Genomic DNA, 24,531 nt, shown 5'->3' with positions numbered 1-24,531 from the left:
GTGACAGTGCATGACCCTCACGATTTCAAGTTCGTTCGACGCCGGCAATATTCGCGTCGTCAGTCAGGATGGCGACCGCGTCGACCTTGAGATCGTCAAGGATCACGAGTCAGATTTTTATCAATGGTTCTATTTCCGCGTGGCCGGCGCGGCGGGCCGCGAAGTGACTCTGCGCATCACCAATTGCGGCGCCTCGGCCTATCCGCACGGCTGGCCCGACTATCGCGCTTGTATGTCGCTCGACCGCGAGGATTGGGTCCGCGTGTCCGAGACCAGCTACGCCGACGGCGTCCTCACGGTTCGGCTGACGCCGCCCCAGGACGTCGTCTGGATCGCCTATTTCGCGCCTTATTCGATGGAGCGGCATCACGACCTCGTCTCGACGATCGCCGGGCTTCCCGGGGTCCGTTACCGGTCGCTCGGCAAGACCCTCGACGGACAGGATATGGATTGCCTGACGATCGGTGAGGGACCGCTCCACGTCTGGCTCTATGCCCGCCAGCATCCGGGCGAGAGCATGGCCGAATGGTGGATGGAAGGCGCGCTCGACAAGCTCACCGACGAGGACGATCCCGTCGCCCGGGTGCTGCGCAAGGAATGCACCTTCCGGGTCGTGCCCAACATGAACCCGGACGGCTCGCGCCGCGGCCACCTCAGGACCAACGCCGCCGGGGCCAACCTCAACCGCGAATGGCATGCGCCGACCGCGGAGCGGAGCCCGGAAGTACTGTGCGTCCGCAATGCAATGGACGAAACCGGCGTCGACTTCGCCATGGACATCCACGGCGACGAGGCGATCCCCGCCAACTTCCTCGCCGGCTTCGAGGGCATTCCGTCGCACACCGACCGCCAGCAGAAATTGTTCGAGCTGTTCGGTGAGACGCTCGAGCGCCTGTCGCCCGATTTCCAGCGCGAGCAGGGTTATGAGCTCCCCGCTCCGGGTCAGGCGAACATGTCGATGTCCACGACCCAGCTGGCCGAGCGCTACGGCTGCGTGTCGATGACCTTGGAAATGCCGTTCAAGGACAATTTCAATCTGCCGGACGAGGTCTACGGCTGGTCGCCGCAGCGCTCCAAATATCTCGCGCACGCCTGCCTCGACGCGCTCCACGCGATCGTGCCGGACCTCAAGGCCAAGGCGAAGGCGGAGCCGCGGGAAAAGGTCGAAGCCTGATGCCGACTTTGGTCCTGCTGCGCCACGGGCAGTCGCAGTGGAACCTGGAGAATCGCTTCACCGGCTGGTGGGACGTCGACCTCAGCGACAAGGGCATCGCCGAGGCTCGCGCCGCCGGCGCGCTGCTCCGCGACAAGGGTTTCGATTTCGATTGCTGCTTCACCAGCGTCCTCACCCGCGCGATCCGGACGCTTCATTTGGTGCTCCACGAGATGGACCGGCTGTGGCTTCCCGTCGCCAAAGACTGGCGCTTGAACGAGCGCCACTATGGCGGGCTCACCGGCCTCAACAAGCAGGAGATGATCGACAAGGTCGGCGAGAGCCAAGTCAAGATCTGGCGGCGCTCCTACGACATTCCGCCGCCCCCGCTGCCCGAAGACGACCCCTACGACGTCAGCCGCGACCGCCGCTACGCCGGCATCGAGGTGCCGCGCACCGAAAGCCTCAAGGACACGATCGCCCGCGCGCTTCCTTATTATGAGGCCGAAATCGCCCCCGCATTGAAGGCCGGCAAGCGCGTGCTCGTCGCGGCTCACGGCAATTCGCTGCGCGGGATCATCAAATATCTATCCGGCATCAGCGACGAGGACATCGTCGGGCTCGAAATCCCGACCGGCGAGCCGATCGTCTATGAGCTCAACGACGACCTTAGCGTCGAGAGACGCTATTCACTGACTTAAGCCGCGGCCTTCCGGCGGTACATCTCCTCGTCGGCGCGCTGCATCACCGCGTGCGGCTCGTCGTCGCCGTCGATCATGCCGACGCCGATCGCCACGCTCAGCGGCAATGCATCGCCGTCGTGGGTGAATTCGCAGCCGCAGATCAGGTCTTCGAGCCGGGCCGCGGTCTCATGCGCGCTCTGCTCGGTCGCGTTCTCCAGCAGCACGGCAAACTCGTCGCCGCCGATCCGCGCCACGACGTCGCTCCGGCGCACGCCCTTGGCCAGCATGTCCGCGACCTGGATCAGGGCCTCGTCGCCGGCGCGATGACCGAAGGTGTCGTTGATCATCTTCAGCCCGTCGAGGTCGACGAACAGCATCGCCGCGCCATGATCGTAGCGCCGCGCCCGGTCGATCAGCCGTTCGAGCTCGCGCATGAAACCGCGCCGGTTGGGGAGGGAGATAAGCGTGTCCTGGTGCGCCAGCTCGTCGAGCTGCTCGACCCGCGCCTGCAGCTGCGACACCTGGCCGCGCAGCCGGCCGATCTCCTCGATCAGCCGCTCCACATCCGGCGAAACTCCCGGACCATCCGTCATTTGGTCAGACATTGCCCCCGAGTCCGCCCCGTCTTTCGGCTTCGACATAGCGCGATTCCAAAGCCCTGAAAATCCAGAGACTTGCCGCGGAATTCGCACTTTACGAATTCCTCGCGGCGCCCCCCTCATTGCCTAGCCAGAATCCGCACCTTAAACGAGCCGCCTTCCTATCACTGGTTCAAGGCGGGACAATGACGAAGCCGCTGGTCGGCATCATCATGGGCAGCAAGTCCGATTGGGAGACGATGCGCCATGCCGCCGAGATTCTCGATCGGCTCGAGGTTGCGCATGAGACGCGCGTCGTCTCGGCGCACCGCACGCCCAAGCGCCTCTACGACTATGCGCATTCGGCGAAGGAGCGCGGCCTCAAGCTGATCATCGCCGGCGCCGGCGGCGCCGCTCACCTCCCCGGCATGGCCGCATCGATGTCGTCGCTGCCGGTGCTTGGCGTGCCGGTCGAAACCCAGGCGCTGAAGGGCATGGATAGCCTGCTTTCGATCGTTCAAATGCCTGCCGGAATCCCAGTCGGCACGCTGGCGATCGGCAAGCCCGGCGCGATCAACGCCGCGTTGCTTGCCGCCGCCATGCTGGCGACCAACGACGAGGCGCTGGCGGCACGGCTCGACGCGTGGCGAGCGGCGCAAGCCGGGTCGGTGGCCGAAGCGCCCGAATGACCATCCCGCCCGGCTCCACCATCGGAATATTGGGGGGCGGCCAGCTCGGCCGCATGCTTTCCATCGCGGCGGCCCGGCTCGGCTACAAATGCCACATCTTCGATCCGCACGAGAGCCCGTGCGCGGCCGACGTTGCTGCGGCGCATACCCGCGCCGCGTTCGACGACGTCGCCGCACTGGAGCGCTTCGCGAGCGAGGTCGATGTCGTCACCTACGAGTTCGAAAATGTGCCCGTCGGGCCGCTCGAGGCGATCGCCGACAAGCTCCTGCCGAGCACGCGCTCGCTCGCCATCGCCCAGGACCGGGCGAGCGAGAAGGAGTTTCTCGAGCGATGCGGCGCGCGCGTCGCGCCGTGGCGAGCGGTGTTGACCCTGACCGACGTCGCTTGCGCCGCCTCGGAGCTCGGCATGCCGATCGTGCTCAAGACCCGGCGCTATGGCTATGACGGCAAGGGTCAGGCGTGGATCGCCTCGGGCGACGTGACCGAGCAATCGTGGCAGGCGATCGGCGCCCAGCCCGCGGTCGCCGAGTCCGGCATCAGCTTCGAGTCCGAGTTCTCGGTGATCATCGCCCGCTGGGCCGACGGCCTCCACGCCGTCTGGGACCCGGCGGAGAACGAGCATGGCGAAGGCATCTTGCGCCGCTCGACCGTCCCGACGTCCGATGCCGTCGCGGTCCAGCTTCCAGAAGCGTGCGAGGTTGCCGTTCGAATTGCCGAAGCGCTCGATCACGTCGGCGTGCTGACGGTCGAGTTCTTCGCCAGCGAAGACGGCCCGCTGGTCAACGAGATCGCGCCGCGCGTCCACAATAGCGGTCACTGGACGATCGAGGGCGCCGTCACGTCGCAGTTTGAGCAGCATATCCGCGCGATCTGCGGCCTTCCGCGGGGCACAACCGACCTCATCGGCGCGGGCGCGACGATGGACAATCTGATCGGCGATGACGTGGATCGCTGGCCCGAGCTCGTCGCGGACCCCGGCGCTCACGTCCACATCTACGGCAAGGACGAGGCGCGCCCCGGCCGCAAGATGGGCCACGTTACGCGCCTTCGCTAACCGGGTCTGCTTACTGCGGCTGCATTACCTCGACCGGCACGCCGAGCTTGTCGAGCTGCGGCTTCACCTTTGCCGCATCGCCGACGACCACGAACGTGAATGCGTCGGGGTTGATCGCCGCGCGGACGGCCTGGTCGACCCCGGCCGTGTTGAGCGCGCGAAACCTGGGCGTCAGCTGCTCGTAATAATCGTCGGGCCGCTTGAGCAACGCCAATTGCTGCATCGCGCTGAGCACGGCGGTGCCGGTCTCGAACTGGCCCGGAAGCCCGCCGACTTCGGTCGCCACCGCCTGTGTCAGCTCGTCGGCGGTCACGCCGTTGGTCCCGGTGATGCCTTTCACCTGCTTGAGCAGCTCGGCGACTGAATCACCGGTGCGATCAGCCTGGACCGGCGCGATGAGCAGGTAAGGCACGGCATGCTCGGTCAGCTGCGGAAAACCGTAGGAACCGTATGACCAGCTCTTCTCTTCGCGCAGGTCCATATTGATGCGCGACGAGCTGGCGCTGCCGAGAACATCCGAGCCGGCGGAAAAGGCGGTCACGTCGGAGGTCGGATCGACCGGCGTCAGCTGGCCCGCAAGAATCACCGATTGCGGCGAATCCGCGCGATCGATGAGGACGATGCGCGATCCCGCCGGCTTGGGCGGCGTCACGTTGAACGCCTTGATGCCTTTGGCGACCGCGGGAGCCTTCCAGCTCGCGAATGCCGCCTCAAGCTGCGGCTTCAGCGTCGCCAGCGGCACGTTCGAGACCACGAACAGCTCGGCATTGTCGGGCCGCAGCCAGGCGTCCTTGAAGCCGACCAGCTGGGCGCGGGTGAAGCCCTTCACTGTTGCCTCGGTGCCCGACGACGAGCCGCCGTACGGATGGTTGGGACCGAACAGCAGCCCCGGCAGCGCGCGCGAGGCGATGCCGTTGGGGTCCTTCATCGATTGCGCGATGCCGGTCAGCAACTGGCTGCGGATCCGCTCGATGTCTCCATCGGCGAAGGCCGGATGCTCGACCACGTCGGTCATCAGGTCCAGCGACGGGGCAAGGTTGGCGGTGAGCGCCGACAGGCCGACGGTGCTGCGGTCGCCTCCGCTCGACGTCGACAAATTGGCGCCGAGGCGTTCCTTGTCCTCGGCAATCTGCTGCGACGAGCGCGTGGCGGTGCCTTCGTCGAGCATGGCCATGGTCATGTTCTGAAGGCCGCGCGCGGTCGGCTGGTCCGCCGCCGCGCCGGCGTCGAAGCTCAAGACGACGTGGGTCAGCGGGGCAGCGGTGCGCTGCGCATAAGTGACCTTGAGGCCGTTGCCGAGCGTCGTCCGTTCGATCGTCGGGAAGTCGAGGGTCTCGGGCGCGCCGGCACCCGGCATCGTCCGCTTGACCGACGGCACTTTGATGTCGGCGGTACTCGTCTGCTTAGCGCTATCTGCGTCCTGGTAAGGAGGACGCTCGCCAGGCTCGAGCATGACCGTGAACGCCGGCCGCCCGATCCATTGCTTCATCGCCGCCTGGACCTTCGCCGGAGTCAGCGCGGCATAAGCAGCAAGCGTCTTGCGGTAGAAATTGGCGTCGCCGGCATAGAGCTGCCCCGAGGCCAGCGTCGACGCCTGCCCGCCATCTTCGCCGGTCTTCTCGAGCGCGCGGATCTGGCCCGCCGCCGCGACCGTCGCCGCACGCCTGACCTCGTCGGCGGTCGGTCCCTTGGCAAGATAATCGGCGACGATTTCGTTGAGCCGCTTGTCGACCACCGCGGGATCGACGCCCGGCTTCACCACCGCGTCGATCTCGAACAGGCCGATGCGGTGGAACGGCTGCAGGCCGGTGCTGACGCCGACCGCCAGCTTCTCGTTGCGCACCAGGATGTTGTCGAGCCGCGAGCTGCTCAAGCCACCGAGGATCGCGGCGCCGACCTGGAGTGCCGGGCGCTGCGGCGACAGCAGGCCTGGAACCGCCCAATGCCGCTGGATCTGGGTCGCCGCGACGTGGTCCTTCATGACGATCGTCTTGGCCGAAGCGAGCGTCGGCACGTTGGCTTGGGCGGGCGTGTTGACCGGCCCGCGCGGAATGCTTCCGAAATATTTCGTCATCAGCGTCCGCGCTTCGGCGGGCGTGATATCCCCGGCGAGCGCGATCACCGCATTGTTCGGGCCGTAGCGGTCCATGAACCAGTGCTTCACGTCGGCCAGGCTGGCCGCGTCGAGGTCGGCCATCGAGCCGATCGTCTCGTGATGATAGGGGTGGCCTTCGGGAAACAGCGTGGAGTGCACTTCGTAATCGACCAGGCCGGCGGGCTGGTTGTCGCCCTGCCGCTTCTCGTTCTGGACAACGCCGCGCTGGAGGTCGAGCCGCTTCTGGTCGACCGCCGGGAGCAGATAGCCCATCCGATCGCTTTCCATGAACAGCGCCCGCTCGAGCTCGCTCTTGGGCACCGTCTCGTAATAATTGGTGCGGTCGAACCAGGTCGACCCGTTCCAGTCGGTCGCGCCGATCCTTTCGAGGAAGGGCATGATCGGCTCGCGCACATTGTCGGAGCCGTAGAACATCAGATGCTCGAACAAATGGGCAAAGCCGGTCTTGCCCGCCGGCTCGTCCTTGGAGCCGACGTTGTACCACACGCTGACCGCGACGACGGGCGCCTTGTGATCCTCGTGGACGATGACGGTGAGGCCGTTGCTCAGCTTGAAGATCGAGTGCGGCAGCGAGACCTGGCTGACCAGCGTCGAGATCGGCGCCGGCTTCGGCGCGGGCGCGGCCAGGGCAGGAGCAGTAAGCGCCGTTGCGGCGGCAAGCAGTGCGAAGCAGCGAAGTGCGCGCATAGTATTGAAATCTCCGGAGAATATTTACGGCCGGCGGCGATCTTTAGCGGTTGCTCGCCGCTGCGCAACGGGACTCGGCCAAAATGCCCGCCCTTTCGACCAACGGCGGACGAAATGTAATGTCGGTGCCGATCCAAGCCGAACCGCGCCTTTCGCGCGCTCGCCCGAACTTCAACGCCGCCCGTTCCGCGCGCTATCCTCACGCTTTTGGCGGAGACGAATCGATGGGCTGGCACATTGGCCGAACCGAAGCTTTGACCGATCCCGCGGCAGCGCGCCGCAAGGCGCTCGACCATCTCCGCGGGCTGGCCGAGCTGGACGACCCGGAAGCCCTGGTCGTGCCGATCCTGCTCGACGCGCTGCTGATGGTCGAATCCTACCGTGGCGCGCGCCATCAGATCAGCTTCCTCCCCGAGCTGACGAGCAAGGTCGATGCGCTGCTGCGCGAGCTCACGATTATCGAGAAGACCAAGGAATGGGCGAACGGCTGAGCGCGCTCAGCCGCCCGACGGCTCGCCTTCGGGCGCCCCCCGGCCGAGCTTGTCGGGCAGAGCCTCCCCGTTCGGGGTGAACTCGAGGCTGACCGAGTTGATGCAATAGCGCTCGCCGGTCGGCGGCGGCCCGTCGGGGAAGACATGACCCTGGTGCGATCCGCAGCGCGCGCACACGATCTCGGTCCGGATCATCCCGTAGCTGTCGTCGCGGATCGTCGTCAGGTGATCCTCGGCGAACGGCGAGGTGAAGCTCGGCCAGCCGGTGCCGCTCTCGAACTTCTGCCCGCCGTTGAACAGCGGCAGCCCGCACAGCCGGCAGGTGTAAACGCCCGGCCGCTTCTCATCGAGGAACACCCCGCAGAACGGCGCCTCGGTACCATGCTCCAGAAGCACGTGCCGCTCCTCATCGCTGAGGTCGGCGACGAGCCGCTGCTTCTGATCCTCGCTCGGCGGCGTCAGGTCAAATTGAAGAGTGGCGGCGTCATCCATGAGATCGCTCCTGGCGAGTCCCTCTAGCACATGCAGGCGCCTAGTTCGCGACTCCGTAAAGCAGGATCATCGCGGCGGTGATGAAACCTAGAACCCCCAAGCCCGCGGCGAGCCGGCCGTAGTGGTCGCCTTGGGCCCTGAGCTCGCGCCACGCGAACATCGCGAACCCGACCAGGGCGATGGCCTCCATCGCCAACAGGCCGCGGCTGAGGTCGGTCACCGCCCAGTAAAACAGCGCCGCGACAATCGCCGACGCGGGGATCGTGATCACCCAGGCGACCATCACGCTGCGCGCGATGCCCCAGCGCACCGCCGACGCGCGCCGCGCCGCGCCGGCGCCGATCACACAGCCGGTGATGGTGTGCGTCGTCGAGACCGGTATGCCGAGATAGGATGCGGCGAACAGCATCACCGAGCCGCCCGCCGAAGCGCTGAAGCCCTGATGCTGCGACAGCTTGGTGATGCGAGTGCCCATCGTTTCGATGATCCGCCAGCCGCCGCTTAGCGTGCCCAGGCCGATCGCGACGTAGCAGCTCAGCGCGACCCAATGCGGCACGTGGAATTCGCCGTGCAGGTAACCGGTCGAATAGAGCAGCACGGTAATCACGCCCATCGTCTTCTGGGCATCGTTGAGGCCGTGCCCGAGCGAATAAGCGCCGGCCGAAACCAGGTGCAGGCCGCGGAACGTGCGCTCGGCGCCGCGCGCGCTGGCCCGGGTCCCTCCCCAACTCGTGGCGAGCATGATGGCCATCGTCAGGATGAGGCCGAGCGTCGGCGACAGAACGATCGCAATCAGGGTCTTGTTGAGGCCGTCCCATTGAATCCCGCTGATCCCGGCGTGCGCTACTCCGGCCCCGATGAGTCCCCCGACCAAAGCGTGGCTGGATGACGACGGGATGCCCTTCACCCACGTCACCACGTTCCAGAACATCGCCCCGACGAGCGCTCCGAAAACCACCGCGGGGGTGATCAGGTCCTTGTCGATCAGGCCCTTGCCGATGGTATCGGCGACCTTGTGCAATTGCGGCCACTGAAGCGCCAGGAAGTAAGCGGCGAAGTTGAAGAACGCCGCGAACGCCACCGCCGCCGCCGGGCTCAGCAGCCGCGTCCCAACCACCGTCGCGATCGAATTGGCGGCATCGTGGAGACCGTTCAAAAAGTCGAACGCCAGCGCGACGATGATCAGGCCGATCAGCAGCGGGAAGGCGAGCTGGTACATCCCGCTCAGGCGTGATCGATGACGATGCCGTCGATTTCGTTCGCGACATCCTCGAACGCGTCGGTGATGCGCTCGAGGTGCTTGTAGATTTCGCGCGCGACGATGAACTGCATCGGTTTGTCCGAATATTCCTCGAACGCTTTCTTGAGGCCCGCCGCGTGGACATCGTCCGCGGCGCCCTCGAGGCGGACGATCTTTTCGGTGATCTCGTGGATGCGGGCGCCATTGCGGCTGATGTCGCGGAGCAAGCGCGTGGCTTCCTCGGTGAGCGCGGCCGCCTCGGCCGTCATGCGCACCATTTCCTTCATCTCGGGCTCGAAGCGGCGCAGCTCGTAAAGATCGATCGCCACCGCGGTCGAATGCATCTCGTCGATCGAATCGTCCATCGCCGCGATGAGCGAGGTGATCGCGCCGCGATCGAACGGGGTGAGGAAGGTCCGCCGGACTTCGGTCAGCACCTGCCGCGTGATGTCGTCCGCTTCATGCTCGCGGATTTCGATTTCGGCGATGTGCTCGGTGTGCACCGTCGCGCCGTCGACCAGCTTGGTCATCGCCGCCGCCGCCGCGACCAGCGTCACCGCATGCGCCTCGAACATGCCGAAGAAGTCGCCCTTGCGCGGAAGCAAGCGCTGGAACCAACCAAACATCCCGAAAAGCCCCTCTCAGCCACCTCTATCGAGATGCGACAGTTTCATGACAGGCTTTTCGCCGAGCGCAAGGGCGCCCCAAGCGAACGAGCGTCTGCCGGCCGGGGCTACTCGAACGAGGAGGGGTGGTAGCTGTCTTCGTCGTGGCCCTTGCGGGTGCCCAACACTCCGAACAGTCCGATCAGCCCAAGAACGTTCCACAGCCAGCCGTTGTCCGACTTCGCCGCGGCGCGCTCCTGGGTCTCGGTTCTGACGCCACCGCGTTCTTGCTGCGCCGGCGCCGCCGACGGCGGTGCGAGCAGGATCATGCCGAAGAGAAGAGCAACCGTTCTCCGATGGGTACGCATCATCGCCTCCATCACCGAGCAGACTGAGGCGACGGCTATACGCTTTTCGGCCCCGAGTCGCGAATCTGGTCGCGAATCTATCGGGCTCCGCTACCGCTCGAGATAGTCGTCGGGCACCTCGATCGACCCCTCGGCGATCAGCGCGCAGGAGCCGCCGACCTCGATCGCGCGGACTTCGCCGTTTTCCGCGGCCGCCGATGCGTCGATCGAGCTCGGCCGGCCCATCCGGACGCCCTGGGTGATGCGGAGGTTCAGCGACCCCGAACGGCTCGCCGCGACGCCGACGATCGCCGCGGCGGCGGCTCCCGTCGCCGGATCCTCGGCGATGCCGAAGCCCGGCCCGAACATGCGCGAATAGATTTCGCCGCGGTCCTTGAGGTCGCCGGCGAACATATAGACCTGCGACGCGGGGTGGCTGGACAGCAAGCGCCGCCACGCGTCGAGGTCGAGCTGGCATTGGTCGACGGCCTCGCGCGAGCGCAGCTGGACGTAGGTGAAATTGACGCCGACGCTGGCGCTGAACACATCGACGATCTCGTCCGCCTCGAGCGACAGGATCGCGGCCATGTCGCCGGCCGAGGGCGCGTCGAACATTTGCGGCGCTCGGTCCAGCCTGAACCGGGCCGAATATGCGTCGCCATCCCGGGCGGTACTGACCGGCACCGGGCCGACGCCTTCCTCGAGGACGATGTCGCCGATCGGAACTTGTTCCAACATGGCCAGCGCGCACGCCGTCCCCACCGTCGGGTGGCCGGCAAACGGAAGCTCGACGGCCGGCGTGAAGATCCGCACTCGGCAGGCATGCGCCGGATCGTCGGCGGGCAGCACGAACGTCGATTCCGGGAAATTGAACTCGCGCGCGATCGTCTGCATCGCTTCGCTCGTCAGCCCGCGCGCATCCGTCAGCACCGCGAGCTGGTTGCCGCCGAACGGCTTGGCGGTGAAAACGTCGAGGATCATGAAATCGTATCGCATTGTCCGCCCCCTAAGCCTGGACCAGAAGTTCGATCTCGATCCGCGCGCCAAGCGGCAACGCCGCGACCGCGACCGTGGTCCGCGCCGGATAGGGCGCCGTGAAATGCTCGGCATAGATTGCGTTGATTGCCGCGAAGTCGGCGATGTCGGTCAGGAACACGCTGGCCTTGACGACATCGGCAAAACTCTTGCCCGCAGCTTCAAGGAGCGCGCGGAGGTTCCCGAACAGCTGCCGCGCCTCGGCTTCCACCCCGCCTTCGACGAGCTTGCCCGTCGTCGGGTCTTGCCCAACCTGCCCGCTGAAGAAGATCGAATGGCCCGACCGGATGGCGGGCGAAAAAGGGCCGACCGGGGGCGACAATTGGTCGGAATGGATGGCGTGGATGGTCATTTGGCACTCCTCGAGACCCCTGGCCCTTGCCGCGGCGGAGCTAGGAATGTTATTGTCATATTGCAATAGAACGATATGAAACACCCAAGCGAACATCGGCTCAAGGCCCTCGCCAACCGGCACCGACTTCAGATCCTCGAATGGCTGAAGACGCCGACCGCGAACTTCCGTCCCCAAGTCGACGGCGACCTCGTCGATGACGGCGTGTGCGCGCTGCTGATCGAGGAAAAGCTCGGCCTCGCCCAGCCGACCACCGCCCAACACCTCAAGGTCCTCGTCGAGGCCGGCTTCCTGGTCCCCAAGCGGATCAAGAAATGGACCTTCTACAAACGCGACGAGCGCGCGATTTCGGACTTCATGGCGAAGTTGACGGCGATTTAGCGGCGGATCATCCCGCTTTGCGACTGTCCAACATCTAGGCAGAATCTAGGCATTAACCAGGATTGCGCAGGCATTAACCCTGGGTGCTGAGCAGGCCGCGCACCGCGCGCTCCAGGGCTTCGGCGCGGAACGGCTTGGCGAGGACTTGGGCGTCGGGGGCGATGCTCTTGACCGCGTCGGTCTCGCTGTAGCCGGAGACGAACAGGATCGCCTGGTCGCCGCGATCGACGAGCAGGCGGCTGGCGACCTCGGCCCCGGACAGGCCCGGCATGATGAAGTCGAGGATGACGAGGTCAGGCTTCTCGCGCTTGGCTTCCCTGATGCCTTGCGCGCCGTCGGCGGCCTCGCGGACGCGGTAGCCGCGCTCCTCCAGCGCGGTGACGATGAATGCGCGGACATCGGGGTCGTCGTCGATCACCAGCACCGATGCCGGCTCGCCTTCGGCCGCCGCTTCGGTTTCATGACGATCCTCGACGGGGACGTCGGCGCTCGCTTCGGCGGCCCGGAACAGCAGCCTGACGGTGGTTCCCTCGCCCGGCCTGCTGTCGACCCGCGCGGTGCCGCCCGATTGGCGCGCCATGCCATAGACCATCGACAAGCCGAGCCCGGTGCCCTTGCCGACTTCCTTGGTGGTGAAGAAGGGCTCGAACGCGCGCTCGAGGACGTCGGGCGCCATGCCCTCGCCGGTGTCGCTGATGCTGAGCTCGATGAAGTCGCCGTCCTCGACCTCGGGGTCGCCGGCGACGCTGACCTTGCGGCTGGCGAAGTGGAGCACGCCGCCGTCGGGCATGGCGTCGCGGGCGTTGATGGCGAGGTTGAGCACGGCGACCTCGAGCTGGGTCGGGTCGGCCATCACCGGGAGCATCTCGCGGTCGAGGTCGAAGGTCTTCTCGATGCCCGGGCCGAGCACGTTCCTGAGCAGCGGCAGCATGCCCTCGATCAGCAGCCGCACGTGGGTCGGGCGCACCTCGAGGCGCTGGACGCGGCTGAAGGCGAGGAGCTGGCCGGTCAGGCGCGCGCCGCGTTCGGCGGCGGCCAACGCATTCTCCGCATACCGCCGCACCTTCGAATCGTCGGAGCGTTTGACGATGATGTCGAGGCCGCCGACGACCACCGTCAGGAGGTTGTTGAAGTCGTGGGCGATGCCGCCGGTGAGCTGGCCCAGCGCCTCCATCTTCTGGCTCTGCCGGAGCTGCTCCTGCGCGGCCTTGAGCTCGGTGATGTCGCGCGCCTCGAACAGCAGATAGACGATGCCTCCGTCGGGGTCGCGCACCGGCTGCACCGAGACGTCGAGGTAGGCGGTCTGGACCCCCTCGCGCTCCATCTTGACCTCGGTCGTGAACACCCCGCCCGCGGCCGCGGTGGCGATCCCCTCCTGCATGACCGCGCGGTGCTGGGGATATTTGGCGAGCGTCGGCGCGTCCCACAATTTCTGCCCGAGCGCCTCCTGGGGATTGGGGTGGCGCCACAGCTCGCGGCGGTTGTTGACCGCGAGCACCGTGCCGTCGGGCTCGAGCAGCACCATGACCTCGAGCGCAGCCTCGAACACCGCGCGGAACTGCGCTTCGCTCCGCGTCAGCTCGGCGGTCTGCGCCTCGACCGTCCGGCGCAGCTCGAGCTCGGCCTCCTTGGACAGCGTGATGTCGCCGGCGACGCCGATGAACCCGACCAGCTCGCCGTCCGGCCCGAAGCGCGGCTGCGACACGCTGCGCAGCCAGCGCCACTCGCCGTCGTGGCGCCGGTAGCGGCCCTCGAGCGTGAACGGCGCGCGGCTCGCCTCGCCGGCAATGCTCTCGGCGACGATCCGCTCGACGTCGTCGGGGTGAATGCGCGAGCGCCAGTCGATCTTCTGCGCCTCCGCCCGGTCCCCGTCGGGGCCGCACACGAACTCGACATAATGATCGTTGACGAAGTCGCGGACGCGATCGAGCCGGGTCACCCACATCATCGCCGGGGCCGAGTTGGCGATTCGGCGGAAGCGCTCCTCGCTCTCGCGCAGCGCCCGCTCGGTGACGCGCTGCTCGGTGACGTCGGTGACGACGACCACCAGCCCCTCGACCGCGCCGCTCTCCGGGTTGAGCCACGGCGTATAGTCGGTCTGGGCGGCGACGGTGCCGCGCTCGGGATGGTCGAAGGTGGCGGCGAAATACTGGCGCTCCCCGGCCAGCGCGGCGCGCAGCATCGGCTCGCGCGCGGCGAAATTGGCCTCGCCCAGCACCTCGCTCATAGGGCGGCCGATGCACTCGCGCCGCGGCTTGCCCAGCCACTCGGCCAGCGGCTTGTTCATGAAGCGGTAGGTGAAGTCGCGGTCGAGGTAAGCAGTCATCACCGGCAGCAGATCGGCGAGCGCGAGCAGCCCGGGCCCGGTGAACATCGCGGGCGGCAGCGCGAGGGTGAGCGGCGCGTCCGTCGCCGCCGTCACCGACTTCACCGACTTCTTGCTCTTCTTGCGCCCGTCCTCGGCCATGCCGTTACGAATAAGCGGTTTTGATGCGGAGTCGATGACATGGATTGTGCTCCTGCGAAGGCAGGAGCCCAGACCGCGACTGGAGCTTTAGCGAAAGTCGCGCCAAGCTGCACCGATGCGAGCCGGATATGTCTACATCATGGCCAGCGGCCGCAACGGCTCGCTGTACATCGGCGTAACCAGTGATCTGCTGAAACGCGTCTGGGAGCATCACAACGGTCTGGTCCCAGGCTTTACCCGGAAGCACGGATGCAAAATGCTCGTCTGGTACGCAGCCTATGACGATCTACAGGAGGCCCGGCTCCGCGAGCTGCAGATGAAAAAATGGAAGCGAATCTGGAAACTTCGCGAAATCGAGCAGATGAACCCTGATTGGAACGATCTCTATCCGGCGTTGCTTGGAGCAGACTTGCGCTGAAGCTCCAGTCCGCGTCTGGGCCCCTGCCTTCGCAGGGGAACAAAAGACTTTCCTATTAGGATTTCATTTGCTCCACGCTGGTGGATGAGCGATTCTCCACAACCGGCGACCGACGTCGCCTACCCCGCCGCCGAAAATACCGCCGACCCCGAAATTGCCGCTTTGCTCGCGTTCGAGCCGGTGCCGCGCAAGCGCATCGTCGAGGGCGGGTGGACGCCCGACCTGCAACGCGAGTTCATCGCCAGGCTGGCCCTGGGCGGGTCGCCGGGCCGGGCGTGCGACGAGATGGGCAAGAACCTGACCGGGATGATGAAGCTCTATCGCTCCCCGCTGGCGGCGAGCTTCCGCGCGTCGTGGCATGCGGCGGTCGAGATCGCCAAGCGGCGCCAGGCGGAGCAAGCGGACATGGACTTTGTGGCGCCCGGTACCCGGCCGCCGTCGATCGACCATCGGCGCAAGCATGCCCCCTCCCCCTGGCCCTCTGCTGCTGAAGGGGATGAGGGGATGGTGATGAACGAATATGGCGAGTGGGAAGACGAGGCCTCCTACCACCGCCGGGCCGAGGAAGCGCGGGAGAGCATCGCCGGCAAGCTGCTGCGCATCCGCCGCATCTATCTGCAGGAGATCAGCGCCAGCGCCGCCAAGCGCGCCGCGTTCGAGATCCTGACCGAGCTGCCGATCGACTGGGACAAGGCCTCCGCGCTCGAGGCCCAGGCCGACGAGCCGTGGCGCAGCTCCAACCAGCGCCAGCCCGACATGGTGCTGCTCGCGGAAAGCGGCTGGTCGTACGGCGAGTGCGGCTACGGGCCCGACAAGAAAGCGGAGATGCGGGCGGCGATCGATGAGTATCGGTCGAAGCAGGGATTGGAGGCCGTCAATTGGGATGAGGGAGATGGGAATGAAGACTGAGCCTGAGCAGCCGAGCGCGCCCAACATGCGCACCTTCTCGCTCAACAGCCGCGAGTTTGCCGAGGCGGTCCGCGAGCGAGGAACCCGGGCGTGGATCCCCAACGGCGCGCTGCCGAGGGAGCCGAGATCGCGGCGACCGGAGGTGATTGTTGAGCCGAGGATTGGGGGAAGCCGGTGAGCATCGAAGACACGACCCGCGCCTTGCTCGCCGCCGCCGCGCGCCCAGCGGAGTGCAAGCAGGCGCGCTGCGCCTGGGTGCGCAAGACCGCGGCGGCGTGGCGCGAGGCGCAGCGGCGGATGGACGAGCGCTGCGGCGAAGCGGCCGAGCGGCTGAGCGAGAAGGAATTCGAGCGGCTGTTCGACGAGGAGGAGGCGAAGGTCGACGCATTCCGGAAGCCGCTGAAGGACGCGGCCGAGCGGGACGTGTGGCCGCGCGAGCTGCATTTCGGGGGGATTTGAGCCTGGACCGCATTGCCTTCGTCGACCTTGACTTACCTTATGGCAAAGGCGGGCGCGCCTGTGTACGCGCGCGCCATGCCGCTATACTATTTCAACCTCTACAACGACGCCGTGACCATGGACGACGAGGGCGTTGAACTCGCCGACCCCGAGGCGGCGCGAGCCCACGCCATCAAGGAAGCGCGCCACATGGCCGCCGACAGCGTCCTCCAGGGGCACTTCGCCTGCAGCCACCGCATCGAGTTCGTCGACGGGGAGCGGGCGCCGGTGGGGGCGGTGCGGTTCGACGAGGCGGTGGAGGTTCGCGCGTAGCACCGAGCGCAGGTGAGGGATTGCGGACACCGGGGAGCTGGGATGCCGCGCGGGCATGGCCGCGGCATGTGGAGGCGGGGCGGATTCGGAATACTAATTAGCACCTACCCACAGAAATTTTTCCGCGCGATCGTGTCATTGACAATTCCATGTTATTCTGTCTCGCGCCGGATCGTTTGCGAGGGGTAGAAATGCGAGCGATCGATCTATTTTGTGGAGCGGGCGGATTCTCTCGCGGCGCACATGCGGCTGGCTTCGACGTCATCGCTGCATTCGACAAGGATCCAATCCTCACGTCGTCGTTCAAAACGAATTTTCCCGAGACGAAGCTCGTTCTTGCGGATCTCTCAGAAACGCCCGGTGGCGAACTCTTTATCGCTGCTGGTGGAGAGGTTGACCTCATGTTCGGTGGTCCGCCTTGTCAGGGCTTCAGCTCTATAGGCCGTCGCGACAAGTCCGATCCACGTCGTACGCTGCTCGGACACTTCTTTCGCCTGGTCGCTGAAGCGAAACCGCGTGCGTTCGTAATGGAGAATGTTCAGGGGCTCGCATTTGCAGATGCCCTCCCGGAACTTGAATCAGCAATCGGGTCTCTTCCCACCGATTATTTTCTAGTGAAGCCCTTGGTTTTGGACGCGGCAGACTTCGGTGCCGCTACAAGCAGGAAGCGCATGTTCGTGGTCGGATACGATCCGGCGCGATGCGACTCGATTTGGCCGGATGATTTCGAGCTTGCGAAGTCTTCGCCAGCTACCGTTGCCGATGCTTTTTCCGGGCTCTTCAATGCAACGAAGCTTGCAACAGACGATTGCAATGATCGTTGGAAGATACCGCCGTCCGTGACGCTTTCCGATTATGCGGCTGCTCTTGTGGCGCCCGATGGCATTTTCACGGGGAACCAGAGAACGCGACACACTGCCAAGGTCAGTGGTCGTTTTTCGAAATTGGCGCCGGGCAAAATCGACCCGGTTGGAAGGCATCCGCGATTAACTTGGAATGGGCAGTGCCCGACACTGCGCGCCGGCACCGGCGCAGACATGGGCTCATATCAATCGGTTCGGCCGATCCACCCCGAAGAAGACAGAGTGATCACCGTCAGGGAAGCGGCGCGCCTTCAAGGCTTTCCGGACGATCATCTCTTCCATCCAACGATCTGGCACAGTTTCCGAATGATCGGAAATAGCGTCTCGCCAATTATCGCCGAGGCAGTGCTCCGGGTCGTAGCGGAAAAGCTTGAAATTGCGGAGGAATCTAAGAAGGCTGCCTAACCGGTGGTCGATCACATTTCTCCGGAACGCCGCTCGTGGCTCATGTCGCGGGTGCGCGCCAAGCACACGAGCCCTGAAATGCGCGTGAGACGAGCGACGCATCGGCTTGGACTGCGATTTCGGCTCCACCGGAAAGACCTTCCTGGCAAACCGGACTTGGTTTTCCCAAAGCACCGCTTGGCGTTGTTCGTTCACGGATGTTTTTGGCACCGGCATCCGGGGTGCCCGAAAGCCTCGACGCCCAAATCAAGGACTGAGTATTGGCGTGCAAAGTTCGATTCCAACGTCGATCGTGACGCAAAGATGAGCGCGGCATTAGTCAACTTGGGATGGTCGCCTGCGATCATTTGGGAGTGCGAGACCAAAGACGACGCGCAACTTGCAAACGCGCTCAAACGAATATTCAATGAAGCAGGCCCGGCGCTCGGCGGACCGTCGAAGTCACGGAAGGGTAAGTGAATGACTGTCAAGCGAGTGGCTAAACGGCAGATCGCGATCAGGTCGAATAGGCGCATCGCGATGGCCAGTGCTGGCGCAAAACGAGGAAGAACGGCCAACGCGTCCCCTACAAAACAATTCTTCGTCGACATGTTGGTTCGAGATATCGAGCTTAAAGACACCATCCTTGACCTGCTGGACAATTGTGTTGACGGTATCTTGCGCTCCGTAAATCCAGATCTGAAGAAGCGGACACCTTACAGGGGTTATAGAGCCGACATCGTTGTCTCCGGCGACCAGTTTATCATCGAGGACAACTGCGGAGGAATCCCCATCAAAATAGCCGAGAAGTCGGCTTTCGCCATCGGCAAACCCGATCCAATCAAAGGCGCGGACGCGATCGCAACAGTGGGTATGTACGGGATCGGTATGAAACGTGCCATTTTCAAAATTGGCACCGACGCTACTGTGGATTCATGGAATGATGACGCGTTCCGCGTTCGGATCACTCCGTCATGGCTGCGAGCTGAAGATTGGAAACGGCTGCCCATGCTTCGGTTGCCTCCCGGCGTACTGACAAAGGGCCGAACTCGCATTGTTATCGAGCGTCTCAATCCGGCTGTGAAGGCGGAGTTTGAGAGCGAATATTTTGCGCGCGATCTTCGCGAAGAGATTGCGCGCAATTACGCGCTTATCATGGATAAGGGCTTTGCCGTTACAGTCAGAACGTCCTCCGATCAGCCAGTGCCGGACGCGATCGATCCCAACGAATTCAAACTTTTGCGCAAGCGCGGCCTAGCGGAAGACCAAGACGGCATTGCGCCGTATCTCTACGTGGGGGAGCTCGATGGCGTTCAGATCGAAATTTATGCCGGTCTTTATCGCGAGCTCCCTTCGGAGGAGGAACGGGAACGAGAAGAGGAGACGAGAGGATCAACTGACGACGCGGGTTGGACTGTCGCTTGCAACGATAGGGTGATCGTTTGGAAAGATCGTACGCGCTTGACCGGGTGGGGCGAGGGGTCCGTACCAAATTATCACGGCCAATTTATCGCAATTACCGGCCTTGTTTTGCTAAAGTCCGCGAATCCGGAGTTGCTGCCGCTTACAACTACAAAGCGGGGAATCGATGGAACGTCTTCGCTCTATTCAAAGGTCAAGGACCTTATGAAGGAAGCGACCAAGGGACTGACCACGTTCACAAATAAATGGAAGAAGTTTGAGGAGGGTCTAGAGGCGCTCTACCAAGGCTCTGAGTACATCTCGCTCGCTGATCTCCGTGCTTCGCTCAAGAGAGCGCCGATGCGCGCAACGCATAAATTCTCAACGGTAAGGCGTTTTGCGCCGAAACTGCCCGTTCCGGCTGCAGAAAAGACAAAAAGTCGCGTGAGTTTTGTAGCGCTCAAGTCCCATCTCAGTACATTGGCGATTGCGTACTTTGACGATGTGGCGGTTAAACCCGCGGAAGTAGGAGAAGAGGCCTTTCGTCGCGAGGTGGCCCTCTATCAGGAAGCGGCCGAATGAGCGGTGCTGCGCTGCCCTATCGCCTTAGGCCGAACAAAGCCGTCGACCGCCGTCTTTTCATGGATCTGCTGCTGCGGTGTGAGCGCTACGGGGACATGGTCGATCACGCCTATGTCAGCATGGCGGCGTACGCATTGGAGGACCAAAAGCTCGTTCATCGGCTGCTAGGAATCACCCGTCTTTTGGCATTCGATATGGACGCCGGAATCGTCGCCAGGCAGGAGTGGAATAGGCCTATCGATGAGTGCAAATGCCGACAGTTCACTTCGGGCGCACTGGTCGCGGACGTGGATTCCGCTTTGCAATCATCCGGTATAAACGATGCCGAGGGATACATCGTTTGGTTGGATTACACGGCACCGAAGGATTTGTTTGTCCAAATACGCGAATTCGAGACGCTCGTGGGCCAATTTAAGCATCGCGATGTCGTTCGCGTGACAGTCAATGCCGAGTATGGCTACTGGTCGGGCCCAAACCGCATTGCCGGTAAACCGGTCGCTAAAGAGCAGCTCCAGAAAAATGCTTTCGAGAGGATGAAGAGCGTACTTGGGGAGTATTTTCCGAGCAACGCGAAGGAACAGGACATGGGGCCCGAACTCGTGGCTTCGATCATATCTCGTGCATTCGGAAAGGCAGCCGGGAATGCCGTGTCGGCAACGACTGGCGACGTTCTCGAGCCGCTCTCGATCACGAGGTATGCCGACGGCCAGCAGATGTTATCAATGACAGCGATGCGCGCGAACCTTCTTGAAGCATCGCTGATGCGAGCGAGGCTGGGATTGTCCGAATGGCCATTCGCGTCATCTGCCTGGTCGGACGTGAAGTACCTAGCCGTTGCCGATCTCACGATAAGGGAGCGGCTATATTTGGAGCGTAACTCATCAAAATCGGCGTCACAGATTGAGAGCGACGTTGGCTTCAACTTCGACGTTGTCACTGAAATGCCTGGGTTTTTGGAGAACTTCAAAACTTATTATCGCCATTACCCGGCGCTCACCCCCGTCGAGCTGTGATCTACGAGGGTCACTCCTCCCCATTCTCAACACGGCGAAAACGCCTCCTGCGGAATGCTGACGCGACGGTACCCCTATTCTCTTGTCGTCTTCACTGACCGCGCGTCTCGCTACTCCCGTCGTTCTCGTGCTGCTAAGGACGAACCGCCGAATCGTCCGCAATGGGGAGCGGATGATGGATACCTGGGAAGTGCACTTTCGCGACAAGAGCCGGCGGCGCTCCGCGCGGCGCATGCGCGTGCCGCTGATGAAGGCGGCCGTGCTCGCGCTGCTGTTCGGCGGCATCGGGGCTGCCGCGTTCATGATGGTGGCGGGCTATCCCAGATGAGTGCTCCTGCGGAGGCAGGAGCCTAGACTCTTCATTCCAGGACTGGCCCCCCGCCTGCGCAGGGGAACGGAAGGACTCGATCCCGGCGCTGGATCGCCACGCCGCAGACGTGCCTCGCGATGACGAACCTCGGACGCGGAACGCCGCTATTTCCTGTTTTTCCTCTTCGCGTAACGTTCGTCCCGCGCGGCCTTGAGCTCGGCCTCGCTCTTCGGCGCTGCGGCGGCCGCCTTGGCCGCGTCCTCCGCCGCCTGCGCTTGCGCCGCCGCCTGGCGCTCGGCCTTCTTGCCCGCCGCTTTCTCGGCCTTGGCCGCCTGCCGCTGCTGCTCCGCGGCGAGGCGCTCGGCGGCCACCTTTTCGTCGACTTGGGGGCGCGCGCGGTATCGCTCGAGCGCCTTCTGCTTGGCTTCGGCGGCCTGGCCGGCGCGGTCCTGGAAACTGTTGTTGTAGGTCATGGGTGCGATGGTCTTTCGTGTCGAGTGTGGCGGTTGGTGTAACGGTTACGGGTGAAGGAAGGGGCCGAGGTGCGAGGATAGGAAGGTTTTGTCACGCGGAGTAAATCCGACGTGACGTCGATCACCTCTCGCTCCGCTCGGGTGTCGGCCGGAATGCGCCGGCACTACGCGCTGCTAACGATTGCAGCGCAATCGCTTCGCTACGCTCGGCGGCTTATTCTTCCCCCATTCTCAGCGCCGCAATGAACGCCTCCTGCGGTATCGAGACGTTGCCGTATTCGCGCATGCGCGCCTTGCCCTTCTTCTGCTTCTCGAGGAGCTTGCGTTTGCGGGTGGCGTCGCCGCCGTAGCATTTGGCGGTGACGTCCTTGCGCATGGCGCTGATCGTCTCGCGGGCGATGACCTTGCCGCCGATCGCGGCCTGGATCGGGATCTTGAACAGATGGCGCGGGATCAGCTCCTTCAACCGCTCGCACATGCCGCGGCCGCGCGCCTCGGCGGTGCCGCGGTGGACGATCATGCTCAAGGCGTCGACCGGCTCCTCGTTGACGAGGATGCTCATCTTGACGAGGTCGCCCTCGCGGGTCCCGATCTGCTCATAGTCGAAGCTCGCATAGCCCTTGGAGATGCTCTTCAGGCGGTCGTAGAAATCGAACACCACTTCGTTCAGCGGCAGCTCGTACTTGAGCAGCGCGCGGGCGTGGCTGCCGGTGCCGACATAGCTCAGCTCGCGCTGGACGCCGCGGCGGTCCTGGCACAGCTTGAGGATGCCGCCCAAATATTCGTCGGGGGTGTAGATGGTGGCGAGGATCCACGGCTCCTCGATGCTGGCGATGCGGTTGGGGTCGGGCATGTCGGCGGGGTTGTGGAGCTCGATCGTCTTCGCGTCCTCGCTCTTCGAATGGGTGAGGTGCATCTTGTAGACGACGCTCGGCGCGGTGGTGATGAGGTCGAGGTCGTACTCGCGCGTCAGCCGCTCCTGGATGATCTCGAGGTGGAGGAGGCCGAGGAACCCGCACCGAAACCCGAAGCCGAGCGCGGCGCTGCTCTCGGTCTCGAAGCTGAACGAGGCGTCGTTGAGGCGCAGCTTGTAGAGGCTGTCGCGGAGCTTCTCGAAGTCGTTGGCGTCGACCGGAAACAGGCCGCAGAAGACGACCGGCTGGACCTCCTTGAAGCCGGGCAGCGCCTCGCGCGCGGGACGCTTGGCATCGGTGATGGTGTCGCCGACGCGAGTCTCGGCGACCTCCTTGATCTGCGCGGTGATGAAGCCGATCTCACCGGGGCCGAGCTCGCTCAATTGCTCGATCTTGGGGCGGAAGCAGCCGACGCGGTCGACGAGGTGGGTGGTGCCGGCGGCCATGAACTTGACCTGCGCGCCCTTGCGCAAGCACCCGTCGATGACCCGGACGAGGATGACGACGCCGAGATAGGGGTCGTACCAGCTGTCGACGAGCATCGCCTTCAAGGGCGCGGCGGCGTCGCCTTTGGGGGGCGGGATGGTATCGACGATCGCCTGCAGCACGTCGGCGATGCCGATGCCGGTCTTGGCGCTGGCGAGAACGGCGTGGCTGGCGTCGAGGCCGATGATCTCCTCGATCTCCTGGCGCACGCCCTCGGGGTCGGCGGCGGGGAGGTCGATCTTGTTGATGACGGGCACGATCTCGTGGTCGTGCTCGATGCTTTGATATACATTGGCCAGGGTCTGCGCTTCGACGCCTTGGGCGGCGTCCACGACCAACAGCGCGCCCTCGCACGCGGCGAGGCTGCGCGACACCTCATAGGCGAAGTCGACGTGGCCGGGCGTGTCCATGAGGTTGAGCTCATAGGTCTCGCCGTCGGCCGCCTGCCACTCCAGCCGCACGGTCTGCGCCTTGATGGTGATCCCGCGCTCGCGCTCGATGTCCATGTTGTCGAGCACTTGCTGGTTGCCGCTCATCTCGCGGTCGGTGAGCCCGCCGGTGGCCTGGATCAGCCGGTCGGCGAGCGTCGACTTTCCATGGTCGATGTGGGCGATGATCGAGAAATTACGGATGCGGTCGATTTTGGTCATGGGCTTTTTCAGTGGGTTTGGGGGGCCGCTAGCAGGCGTCGCCAAGAAGCGCGAGCGGCAAGCGCCGACGCTTCCGACTCAAACAAATTCCTGTTAAACGTCGGCTATCCAACACGGGGGATAATCATGACCAGATATGCGCTTCTGAGCGGCGCCGCGCTCGCGCTCGTTTCGACCTCGGCCGCGGCCGATCCCAGCTCGGGCCGCAAGGACCAGGTCCGCGGCCAGATGGAGATCCCGGTGTGCACCCACCGCATCGGCACGCTGGCGATCGTCGAGCCCGACAAGCAATGGTGGCGGGAATTGAACCTCGGCAGCCCGGAAGCGATCATCAAGGTGTTCGTCCAGCAATCGGGCTGCTTCACGATGGTCAACCGCGGCCGCTCGATGCAGAGCCGGGCGATGGAGCGGGCGATGGCCGAGCAGGGCGAGCTGCAGCGCGGCTCGAACATGGGCGCCGGCCAGGTCAAGGCGGCGGATTACTTCCTCGAGCCCGACATCGTCAGCGCCAACCGCAATTCGGGCGGCGGCGGGGTCGGCGCGGCGGTCGGCGGGGTGCTCGGCCATTTCGGCGGCTGGGCCAGCACCGTCGGCGCGGTCGCCGGCGGGATCAATATCAAGAAGGGCGAGGCCAACGTCACCCTCTCCCTCGTCAACGCCCGGACCACCGAGGAAGAGGCGCTGACCGAAGGCTATTTCCGCAAGACCGACTTGAGCTGGGCGGGCGGCGGCGGCGGCGGCTGGTGGGGCGGCTTCGCGGCGGCGGGCGCCTCGGGCTACCAGAACACCGAGATCGGCCAGGTCATCGTCCTCGCCTATCTCGACGCCTACAAGAAGCTGGTCACCCAGCTCGGCGGCTACCAGGTGGTCCCGGCGGCAGCGCCCGCGCGCTGAGCTTCAGCTAAGGTTGGAAGCGGCGTTCTCGCATCGAACGGGGGCGCCGTTTTCTTTGGCATAGGGTTAATGCCTGCGCCCAAAGGGTTAAT

The 24,531-nt window shown here is 64.5% G+C and carries 27 protein-coding genes and 1 pseudogene; 17 read left to right on the top strand and 11 right to left on the bottom strand.

What is annotated here, in order from left to right:
- The first annotated feature begins 10 nt into the window (after positions 1 to 10).
- The gene (locus N539_RS14900) at positions 11 to 1,174 is read left to right on the top strand and encodes a M14 family metallopeptidase (protein ID WP_051531155.1); all 1,164 of its coding nucleotides are present in this window, start codon (positions 11 to 13) and stop codon (positions 1,172 to 1,174) included.
- A complete protein-coding gene (gene gpmA / locus N539_RS0101530) occupies positions 1,174 to 1,854 on the top strand; it encodes a 2,3-diphosphoglycerate-dependent phosphoglycerate mutase (protein WP_028968839.1) in 681 nt (226 codons plus the stop codon). The genes N539_RS14900 and gpmA overlap by 1 nt, the downstream gene beginning before the upstream one ends.
- Here the strand turns inward: gpmA and N539_RS14895 are convergent.
- Positions 1,851 to 2,429: a GGDEF domain-containing protein gene (locus N539_RS14895; protein ID WP_197018313.1), complete on the bottom strand. Its 579-nt coding sequence runs from the start codon at positions 2,427 to 2,429 to the stop codon at positions 1,851 to 1,853. The genes gpmA and N539_RS14895 overlap by 4 nt on opposite strands.
- A 191-nt stretch (positions 2,430 to 2,620) precedes the next feature.
- Between N539_RS14895 and purE the strand changes: the two genes are divergently transcribed.
- A complete protein-coding gene (gene purE / locus N539_RS0101520) occupies positions 2,621 to 3,103 on the top strand; it encodes a 5-(carboxyamino)imidazole ribonucleotide mutase (protein ID WP_028968838.1) in 483 nt (160 codons plus the stop codon).
- Positions 3,100 to 4,158, top strand: a complete 1,059-nt coding sequence (locus N539_RS0101515; RefSeq protein WP_028968837.1) for a 5-(carboxyamino)imidazole ribonucleotide synthase — start codon at positions 3,100 to 3,102, stop codon at positions 4,156 to 4,158. The genes purE and N539_RS0101515 overlap by 4 nt, the downstream gene beginning before the upstream one ends.
- A gap of 10 nt (positions 4,159 to 4,168) precedes the next feature.
- On the opposite strand, the gene N539_RS0101510 is transcribed toward N539_RS0101515, so the two are convergent.
- Positions 4,169 to 6,961, bottom strand: a complete 2,793-nt coding sequence (locus N539_RS0101510) for a M16 family metallopeptidase (protein WP_028968836.1) — start codon at positions 6,959 to 6,961, stop codon at positions 4,169 to 4,171.
- Positions 6,962 to 7,185: 224 nt separating this feature from the next.
- On the opposite strand from N539_RS0101510, the gene N539_RS0101505 reads away from it, so the two are divergent.
- Positions 7,186 to 7,452, top strand: coding sequence for a hypothetical protein (locus tag N539_RS0101505; RefSeq protein WP_156029697.1), 267 nt, complete (start codon positions 7,186 to 7,188; stop codon positions 7,450 to 7,452).
- A gap of 6 nt (positions 7,453 to 7,458) precedes the next feature.
- On the opposite strand, the gene msrB is transcribed toward N539_RS0101505, so the two are convergent.
- The 6 genes and pseudogenes from msrB to N539_RS0101475 all read right to left on the bottom strand — a co-directional run bounded on the left by msrB (position 7,459) and on the right by N539_RS0101475 (position 11,523).
- Complete coding sequence (gene msrB, locus N539_RS0101500) at positions 7,459 to 7,944, bottom strand: peptide-methionine (R)-S-oxide reductase MsrB (RefSeq protein WP_028968834.1); 486 nt, start codon at positions 7,942 to 7,944, stop codon at positions 7,459 to 7,461.
- Between the two features lie 226 nt (positions 7,945 to 8,170).
- A pseudogene (locus N539_RS14890) lies at positions 8,171 to 9,163 on the bottom strand (anion permease); the annotation flags it as partial.
- A gap of 5 nt (positions 9,164 to 9,168) precedes the next feature.
- A complete protein-coding gene (locus N539_RS0101490) occupies positions 9,169 to 9,810 on the bottom strand; it encodes a DUF47 domain-containing protein (RefSeq protein WP_028968833.1) in 642 nt (213 codons plus the stop codon).
- 107 nt (positions 9,811 to 9,917) lie between these two features.
- Positions 9,918 to 10,157, bottom strand: coding sequence for a WGxxGxxG family protein (locus N539_RS14885; RefSeq protein WP_156029695.1), 240 nt, complete (start codon positions 10,155 to 10,157; stop codon positions 9,918 to 9,920).
- Positions 10,158 to 10,247: 90 nt separating this feature from the next.
- Complete coding sequence (locus N539_RS0101480) at positions 10,248 to 11,132, bottom strand: PhzF family phenazine biosynthesis protein (RefSeq protein ID WP_028968831.1); 885 nt, start codon at positions 11,130 to 11,132, stop codon at positions 10,248 to 10,250.
- Positions 11,133 to 11,142: 10 nt separating this feature from the next.
- On the bottom strand, positions 11,143 to 11,523 hold the full coding sequence (locus N539_RS0101475) for a Rid family detoxifying hydrolase (RefSeq protein WP_028968830.1): 381 nt from the start codon (positions 11,521 to 11,523) through the stop codon (positions 11,143 to 11,145).
- A 75-nt stretch (positions 11,524 to 11,598) separates the two neighbouring features.
- Between N539_RS0101475 and N539_RS0101470 the strand changes: the two genes are divergently transcribed.
- A complete protein-coding gene (locus N539_RS0101470; RefSeq protein ID WP_028968829.1) occupies positions 11,599 to 11,904 on the top strand; it encodes an ArsR/SmtB family transcription factor in 306 nt (101 codons plus the stop codon).
- Between the two features lie 73 nt (positions 11,905 to 11,977).
- On the opposite strand, the gene N539_RS14880 is transcribed toward N539_RS0101470, so the two are convergent.
- Complete coding sequence (locus N539_RS14880) at positions 11,978 to 14,371, bottom strand: PAS domain-containing protein (RefSeq protein WP_051531151.1); 2,394 nt, start codon at positions 14,369 to 14,371, stop codon at positions 11,978 to 11,980.
- 115 nt (positions 14,372 to 14,486) lie between these two features.
- Between N539_RS14880 and N539_RS0101460 the strand changes: the two genes are divergently transcribed.
- From N539_RS0101460 to N539_RS18320, 10 genes are all read left to right on the top strand, one after another.
- Entirely contained in the window at positions 14,487 to 14,789 is a 303-nt protein-coding gene (locus N539_RS0101460; protein ID WP_028968828.1) for a GIY-YIG nuclease family protein, read from the top strand.
- Positions 14,790 to 14,873: 84 nt separating this feature from the next.
- Positions 14,874 to 15,698 carry a hypothetical protein gene (locus N539_RS0101455; RefSeq protein ID WP_028968827.1) on the top strand — a complete coding sequence of 275 codons (825 nt, stop codon included), beginning with the start codon at positions 14,874 to 14,876 and terminating at the stop codon, positions 15,696 to 15,698.
- Positions 15,688 to 15,876 carry a hypothetical protein gene (locus N539_RS0101450; RefSeq protein WP_028968826.1) on the top strand — a complete coding sequence of 63 codons (189 nt, stop codon included), beginning with the start codon at positions 15,688 to 15,690 and terminating at the stop codon, positions 15,874 to 15,876. Before N539_RS0101455 ends, N539_RS0101450 begins: the two co-directional genes overlap by 11 nt.
- Positions 15,873 to 16,157 carry a hypothetical protein gene (locus N539_RS0101445; protein ID WP_028968825.1) on the top strand — a complete coding sequence of 95 codons (285 nt, stop codon included), beginning with the start codon at positions 15,873 to 15,875 and terminating at the stop codon, positions 16,155 to 16,157. The genes N539_RS0101450 and N539_RS0101445 overlap by 4 nt, the downstream gene beginning before the upstream one ends.
- Positions 16,158 to 16,196: 39 nt before the next feature.
- A complete protein-coding gene (locus N539_RS0101440; RefSeq protein ID WP_231462806.1) occupies positions 16,197 to 16,469 on the top strand; it encodes a DUF6894 family protein in 273 nt (90 codons plus the stop codon).
- A 191-nt stretch (positions 16,470 to 16,660) separates the two neighbouring features.
- On the top strand, positions 16,661 to 17,737 hold the full coding sequence (locus tag N539_RS0101435; RefSeq protein ID WP_037551662.1) for a DNA cytosine methyltransferase: 1,077 nt from the start codon (positions 16,661 to 16,663) through the stop codon (positions 17,735 to 17,737).
- A 3-nt stretch (positions 17,738 to 17,740) separates the two neighbouring features.
- Positions 17,741 to 18,196, top strand: a complete 456-nt coding sequence (locus N539_RS18050) for a very short patch repair endonuclease (RefSeq protein ID WP_081774121.1) — start codon at positions 17,741 to 17,743, stop codon at positions 18,194 to 18,196.
- Positions 18,197 to 19,699 (top strand): ATP-binding protein, encoded by a 1,503-nt coding sequence (locus N539_RS14875; protein WP_051531149.1) that lies wholly within the window; start codon positions 18,197 to 18,199, stop codon positions 19,697 to 19,699.
- Positions 19,696 to 20,712, top strand: coding sequence for an O-methyltransferase (locus N539_RS0101425; protein ID WP_028968822.1), 1,017 nt, complete (start codon positions 19,696 to 19,698; stop codon positions 20,710 to 20,712). The genes N539_RS14875 and N539_RS0101425 overlap by 4 nt, the downstream gene beginning before the upstream one ends.
- Positions 20,713 to 20,887: 175 nt before the next feature.
- Positions 20,888 to 21,040: a hypothetical protein gene (locus N539_RS18320; protein ID WP_156029693.1), complete on the top strand. Its 153-nt coding sequence runs from the start codon at positions 20,888 to 20,890 to the stop codon at positions 21,038 to 21,040.
- 146 nt (positions 21,041 to 21,186) lie between these two features.
- On the opposite strand, the gene N539_RS0101415 is transcribed toward N539_RS18320, so the two are convergent.
- Both N539_RS0101415 and lepA read right to left on the bottom strand, forming a co-directional pair.
- Positions 21,187 to 21,495 (bottom strand): DUF6481 family protein, encoded by a 309-nt coding sequence (locus tag N539_RS0101415; protein ID WP_028968821.1) that lies wholly within the window; start codon positions 21,493 to 21,495, stop codon positions 21,187 to 21,189.
- A 214-nt stretch (positions 21,496 to 21,709) separates the two neighbouring features.
- Positions 21,710 to 23,545, bottom strand: a complete 1,836-nt coding sequence (lepA, locus tag N539_RS0101410; protein WP_028968820.1) for a translation elongation factor 4 — start codon at positions 23,543 to 23,545, stop codon at positions 21,710 to 21,712.
- Positions 23,546 to 23,671: 126 nt separating this feature from the next.
- Between lepA and N539_RS0101405 the strand changes: the two genes are divergently transcribed.
- Positions 23,672 to 24,439 carry a CsgG/HfaB family protein gene (locus N539_RS0101405; protein WP_028968819.1) on the top strand — a complete coding sequence of 256 codons (768 nt, stop codon included), beginning with the start codon at positions 23,672 to 23,674 and terminating at the stop codon, positions 24,437 to 24,439.
- Positions 24,440 to 24,531 lie beyond the last annotated feature (92 nt).

The sequence above is a fragment of the Sphingomonas sp. URHD0057 genome (assembly GCF_000620665.1).
Lineage (GTDB): Bacteria > Pseudomonadota > Alphaproteobacteria > Sphingomonadales > Sphingomonadaceae > Sphingomicrobium.
This window is presented reverse-complemented; position numbering and strand designations above follow the sequence as displayed.

Bases quoted from the DNA above. Each gene is read 5' to 3' on its own strand.
- N539_RS0101505 (WP_156029697.1), top strand. From the start codon at position 7,186: ATGGGCTGGCACATTGGCCGAACCGAAGCTTTGACCGATCCCGCGGCA.
- lepA (WP_028968820.1), bottom strand. From the start codon at position 23,545: ATGACCAAAATCGACCGCATCCGTAATTTCTCGATCATCGCCCACATC.
- N539_RS0101460 (WP_028968828.1), top strand. From the start codon at position 14,487: ATGCGAGCCGGATATGTCTACATCATGGCCAGCGGCCGCAACGGCTCG.
- N539_RS14900 (WP_051531155.1), top strand. From the start codon at position 11: ATGACCCTCACGATTTCAAGTTCGTTCGACGCCGGCAATATTCGCGTC.
- N539_RS0101405 (WP_028968819.1), top strand. From the start codon at position 23,672: ATGACCAGATATGCGCTTCTGAGCGGCGCCGCGCTCGCGCTCGTTTCG.
- N539_RS0101470 (WP_028968829.1), top strand. From the start codon at position 11,599: ATGAAACACCCAAGCGAACATCGGCTCAAGGCCCTCGCCAACCGGCAC.
- N539_RS0101490 (WP_028968833.1), bottom strand. From the start codon at position 9,810: ATGTTTGGTTGGTTCCAGCGCTTGCTTCCGCGCAAGGGCGACTTCTTC.
- N539_RS0101455 (WP_028968827.1), top strand. From the start codon at position 14,874: ATGAGCGATTCTCCACAACCGGCGACCGACGTCGCCTACCCCGCCGCC.
- N539_RS14880 (WP_051531151.1), bottom strand. From the start codon at position 14,371: ATGGCCGAGGACGGGCGCAAGAAGAGCAAGAAGTCGGTGAAGTCGGTG.
- N539_RS14875 (WP_051531149.1), top strand. From the start codon at position 18,197: ATGACTGTCAAGCGAGTGGCTAAACGGCAGATCGCGATCAGGTCGAAT.
- N539_RS18320 (WP_156029693.1), top strand. From the start codon at position 20,888: ATGGATACCTGGGAAGTGCACTTTCGCGACAAGAGCCGGCGGCGCTCC.
- msrB (WP_028968834.1), bottom strand. From the start codon at position 7,944: ATGGATGACGCCGCCACTCTTCAATTTGACCTGACGCCGCCGAGCGAG.
- N539_RS0101510 (WP_028968836.1), bottom strand. From the start codon at position 6,961: ATGCGCGCACTTCGCTGCTTCGCACTGCTTGCCGCCGCAACGGCGCTT.
- N539_RS0101415 (WP_028968821.1), bottom strand. From the start codon at position 21,495: ATGACCTACAACAACAGTTTCCAGGACCGCGCCGGCCAGGCCGCCGAA.
- N539_RS0101435 (WP_037551662.1), top strand. From the start codon at position 16,661: ATGCGAGCGATCGATCTATTTTGTGGAGCGGGCGGATTCTCTCGCGGC.
- N539_RS14885 (WP_156029695.1), bottom strand. From the start codon at position 10,157: ATGCGTACCCATCGGAGAACGGTTGCTCTTCTCTTCGGCATGATCCTG.
- gpmA (WP_028968839.1), top strand. From the start codon at position 1,174: ATGCCGACTTTGGTCCTGCTGCGCCACGGGCAGTCGCAGTGGAACCTG.
- purE (WP_028968838.1), top strand. From the start codon at position 2,621: ATGACGAAGCCGCTGGTCGGCATCATCATGGGCAGCAAGTCCGATTGG.
- N539_RS0101515 (WP_028968837.1), top strand. From the start codon at position 3,100: ATGACCATCCCGCCCGGCTCCACCATCGGAATATTGGGGGGCGGCCAG.
- N539_RS0101475 (WP_028968830.1), bottom strand. From the start codon at position 11,523: ATGACCATCCACGCCATCCATTCCGACCAATTGTCGCCCCCGGTCGGC.
- N539_RS0101425 (WP_028968822.1), top strand. From the start codon at position 19,696: ATGAGCGGTGCTGCGCTGCCCTATCGCCTTAGGCCGAACAAAGCCGTC.
- N539_RS0101440 (WP_231462806.1), top strand. From the start codon at position 16,197: ATGGCAAAGGCGGGCGCGCCTGTGTACGCGCGCGCCATGCCGCTATAC.
- N539_RS0101480 (WP_028968831.1), bottom strand. From the start codon at position 11,132: ATGCGATACGATTTCATGATCCTCGACGTTTTCACCGCCAAGCCGTTC.
- N539_RS0101450 (WP_028968826.1), top strand. From the start codon at position 15,688: ATGAAGACTGAGCCTGAGCAGCCGAGCGCGCCCAACATGCGCACCTTC.
- N539_RS14895 (WP_197018313.1), bottom strand. From the start codon at position 2,429: ATGACGGATGGTCCGGGAGTTTCGCCGGATGTGGAGCGGCTGATCGAG.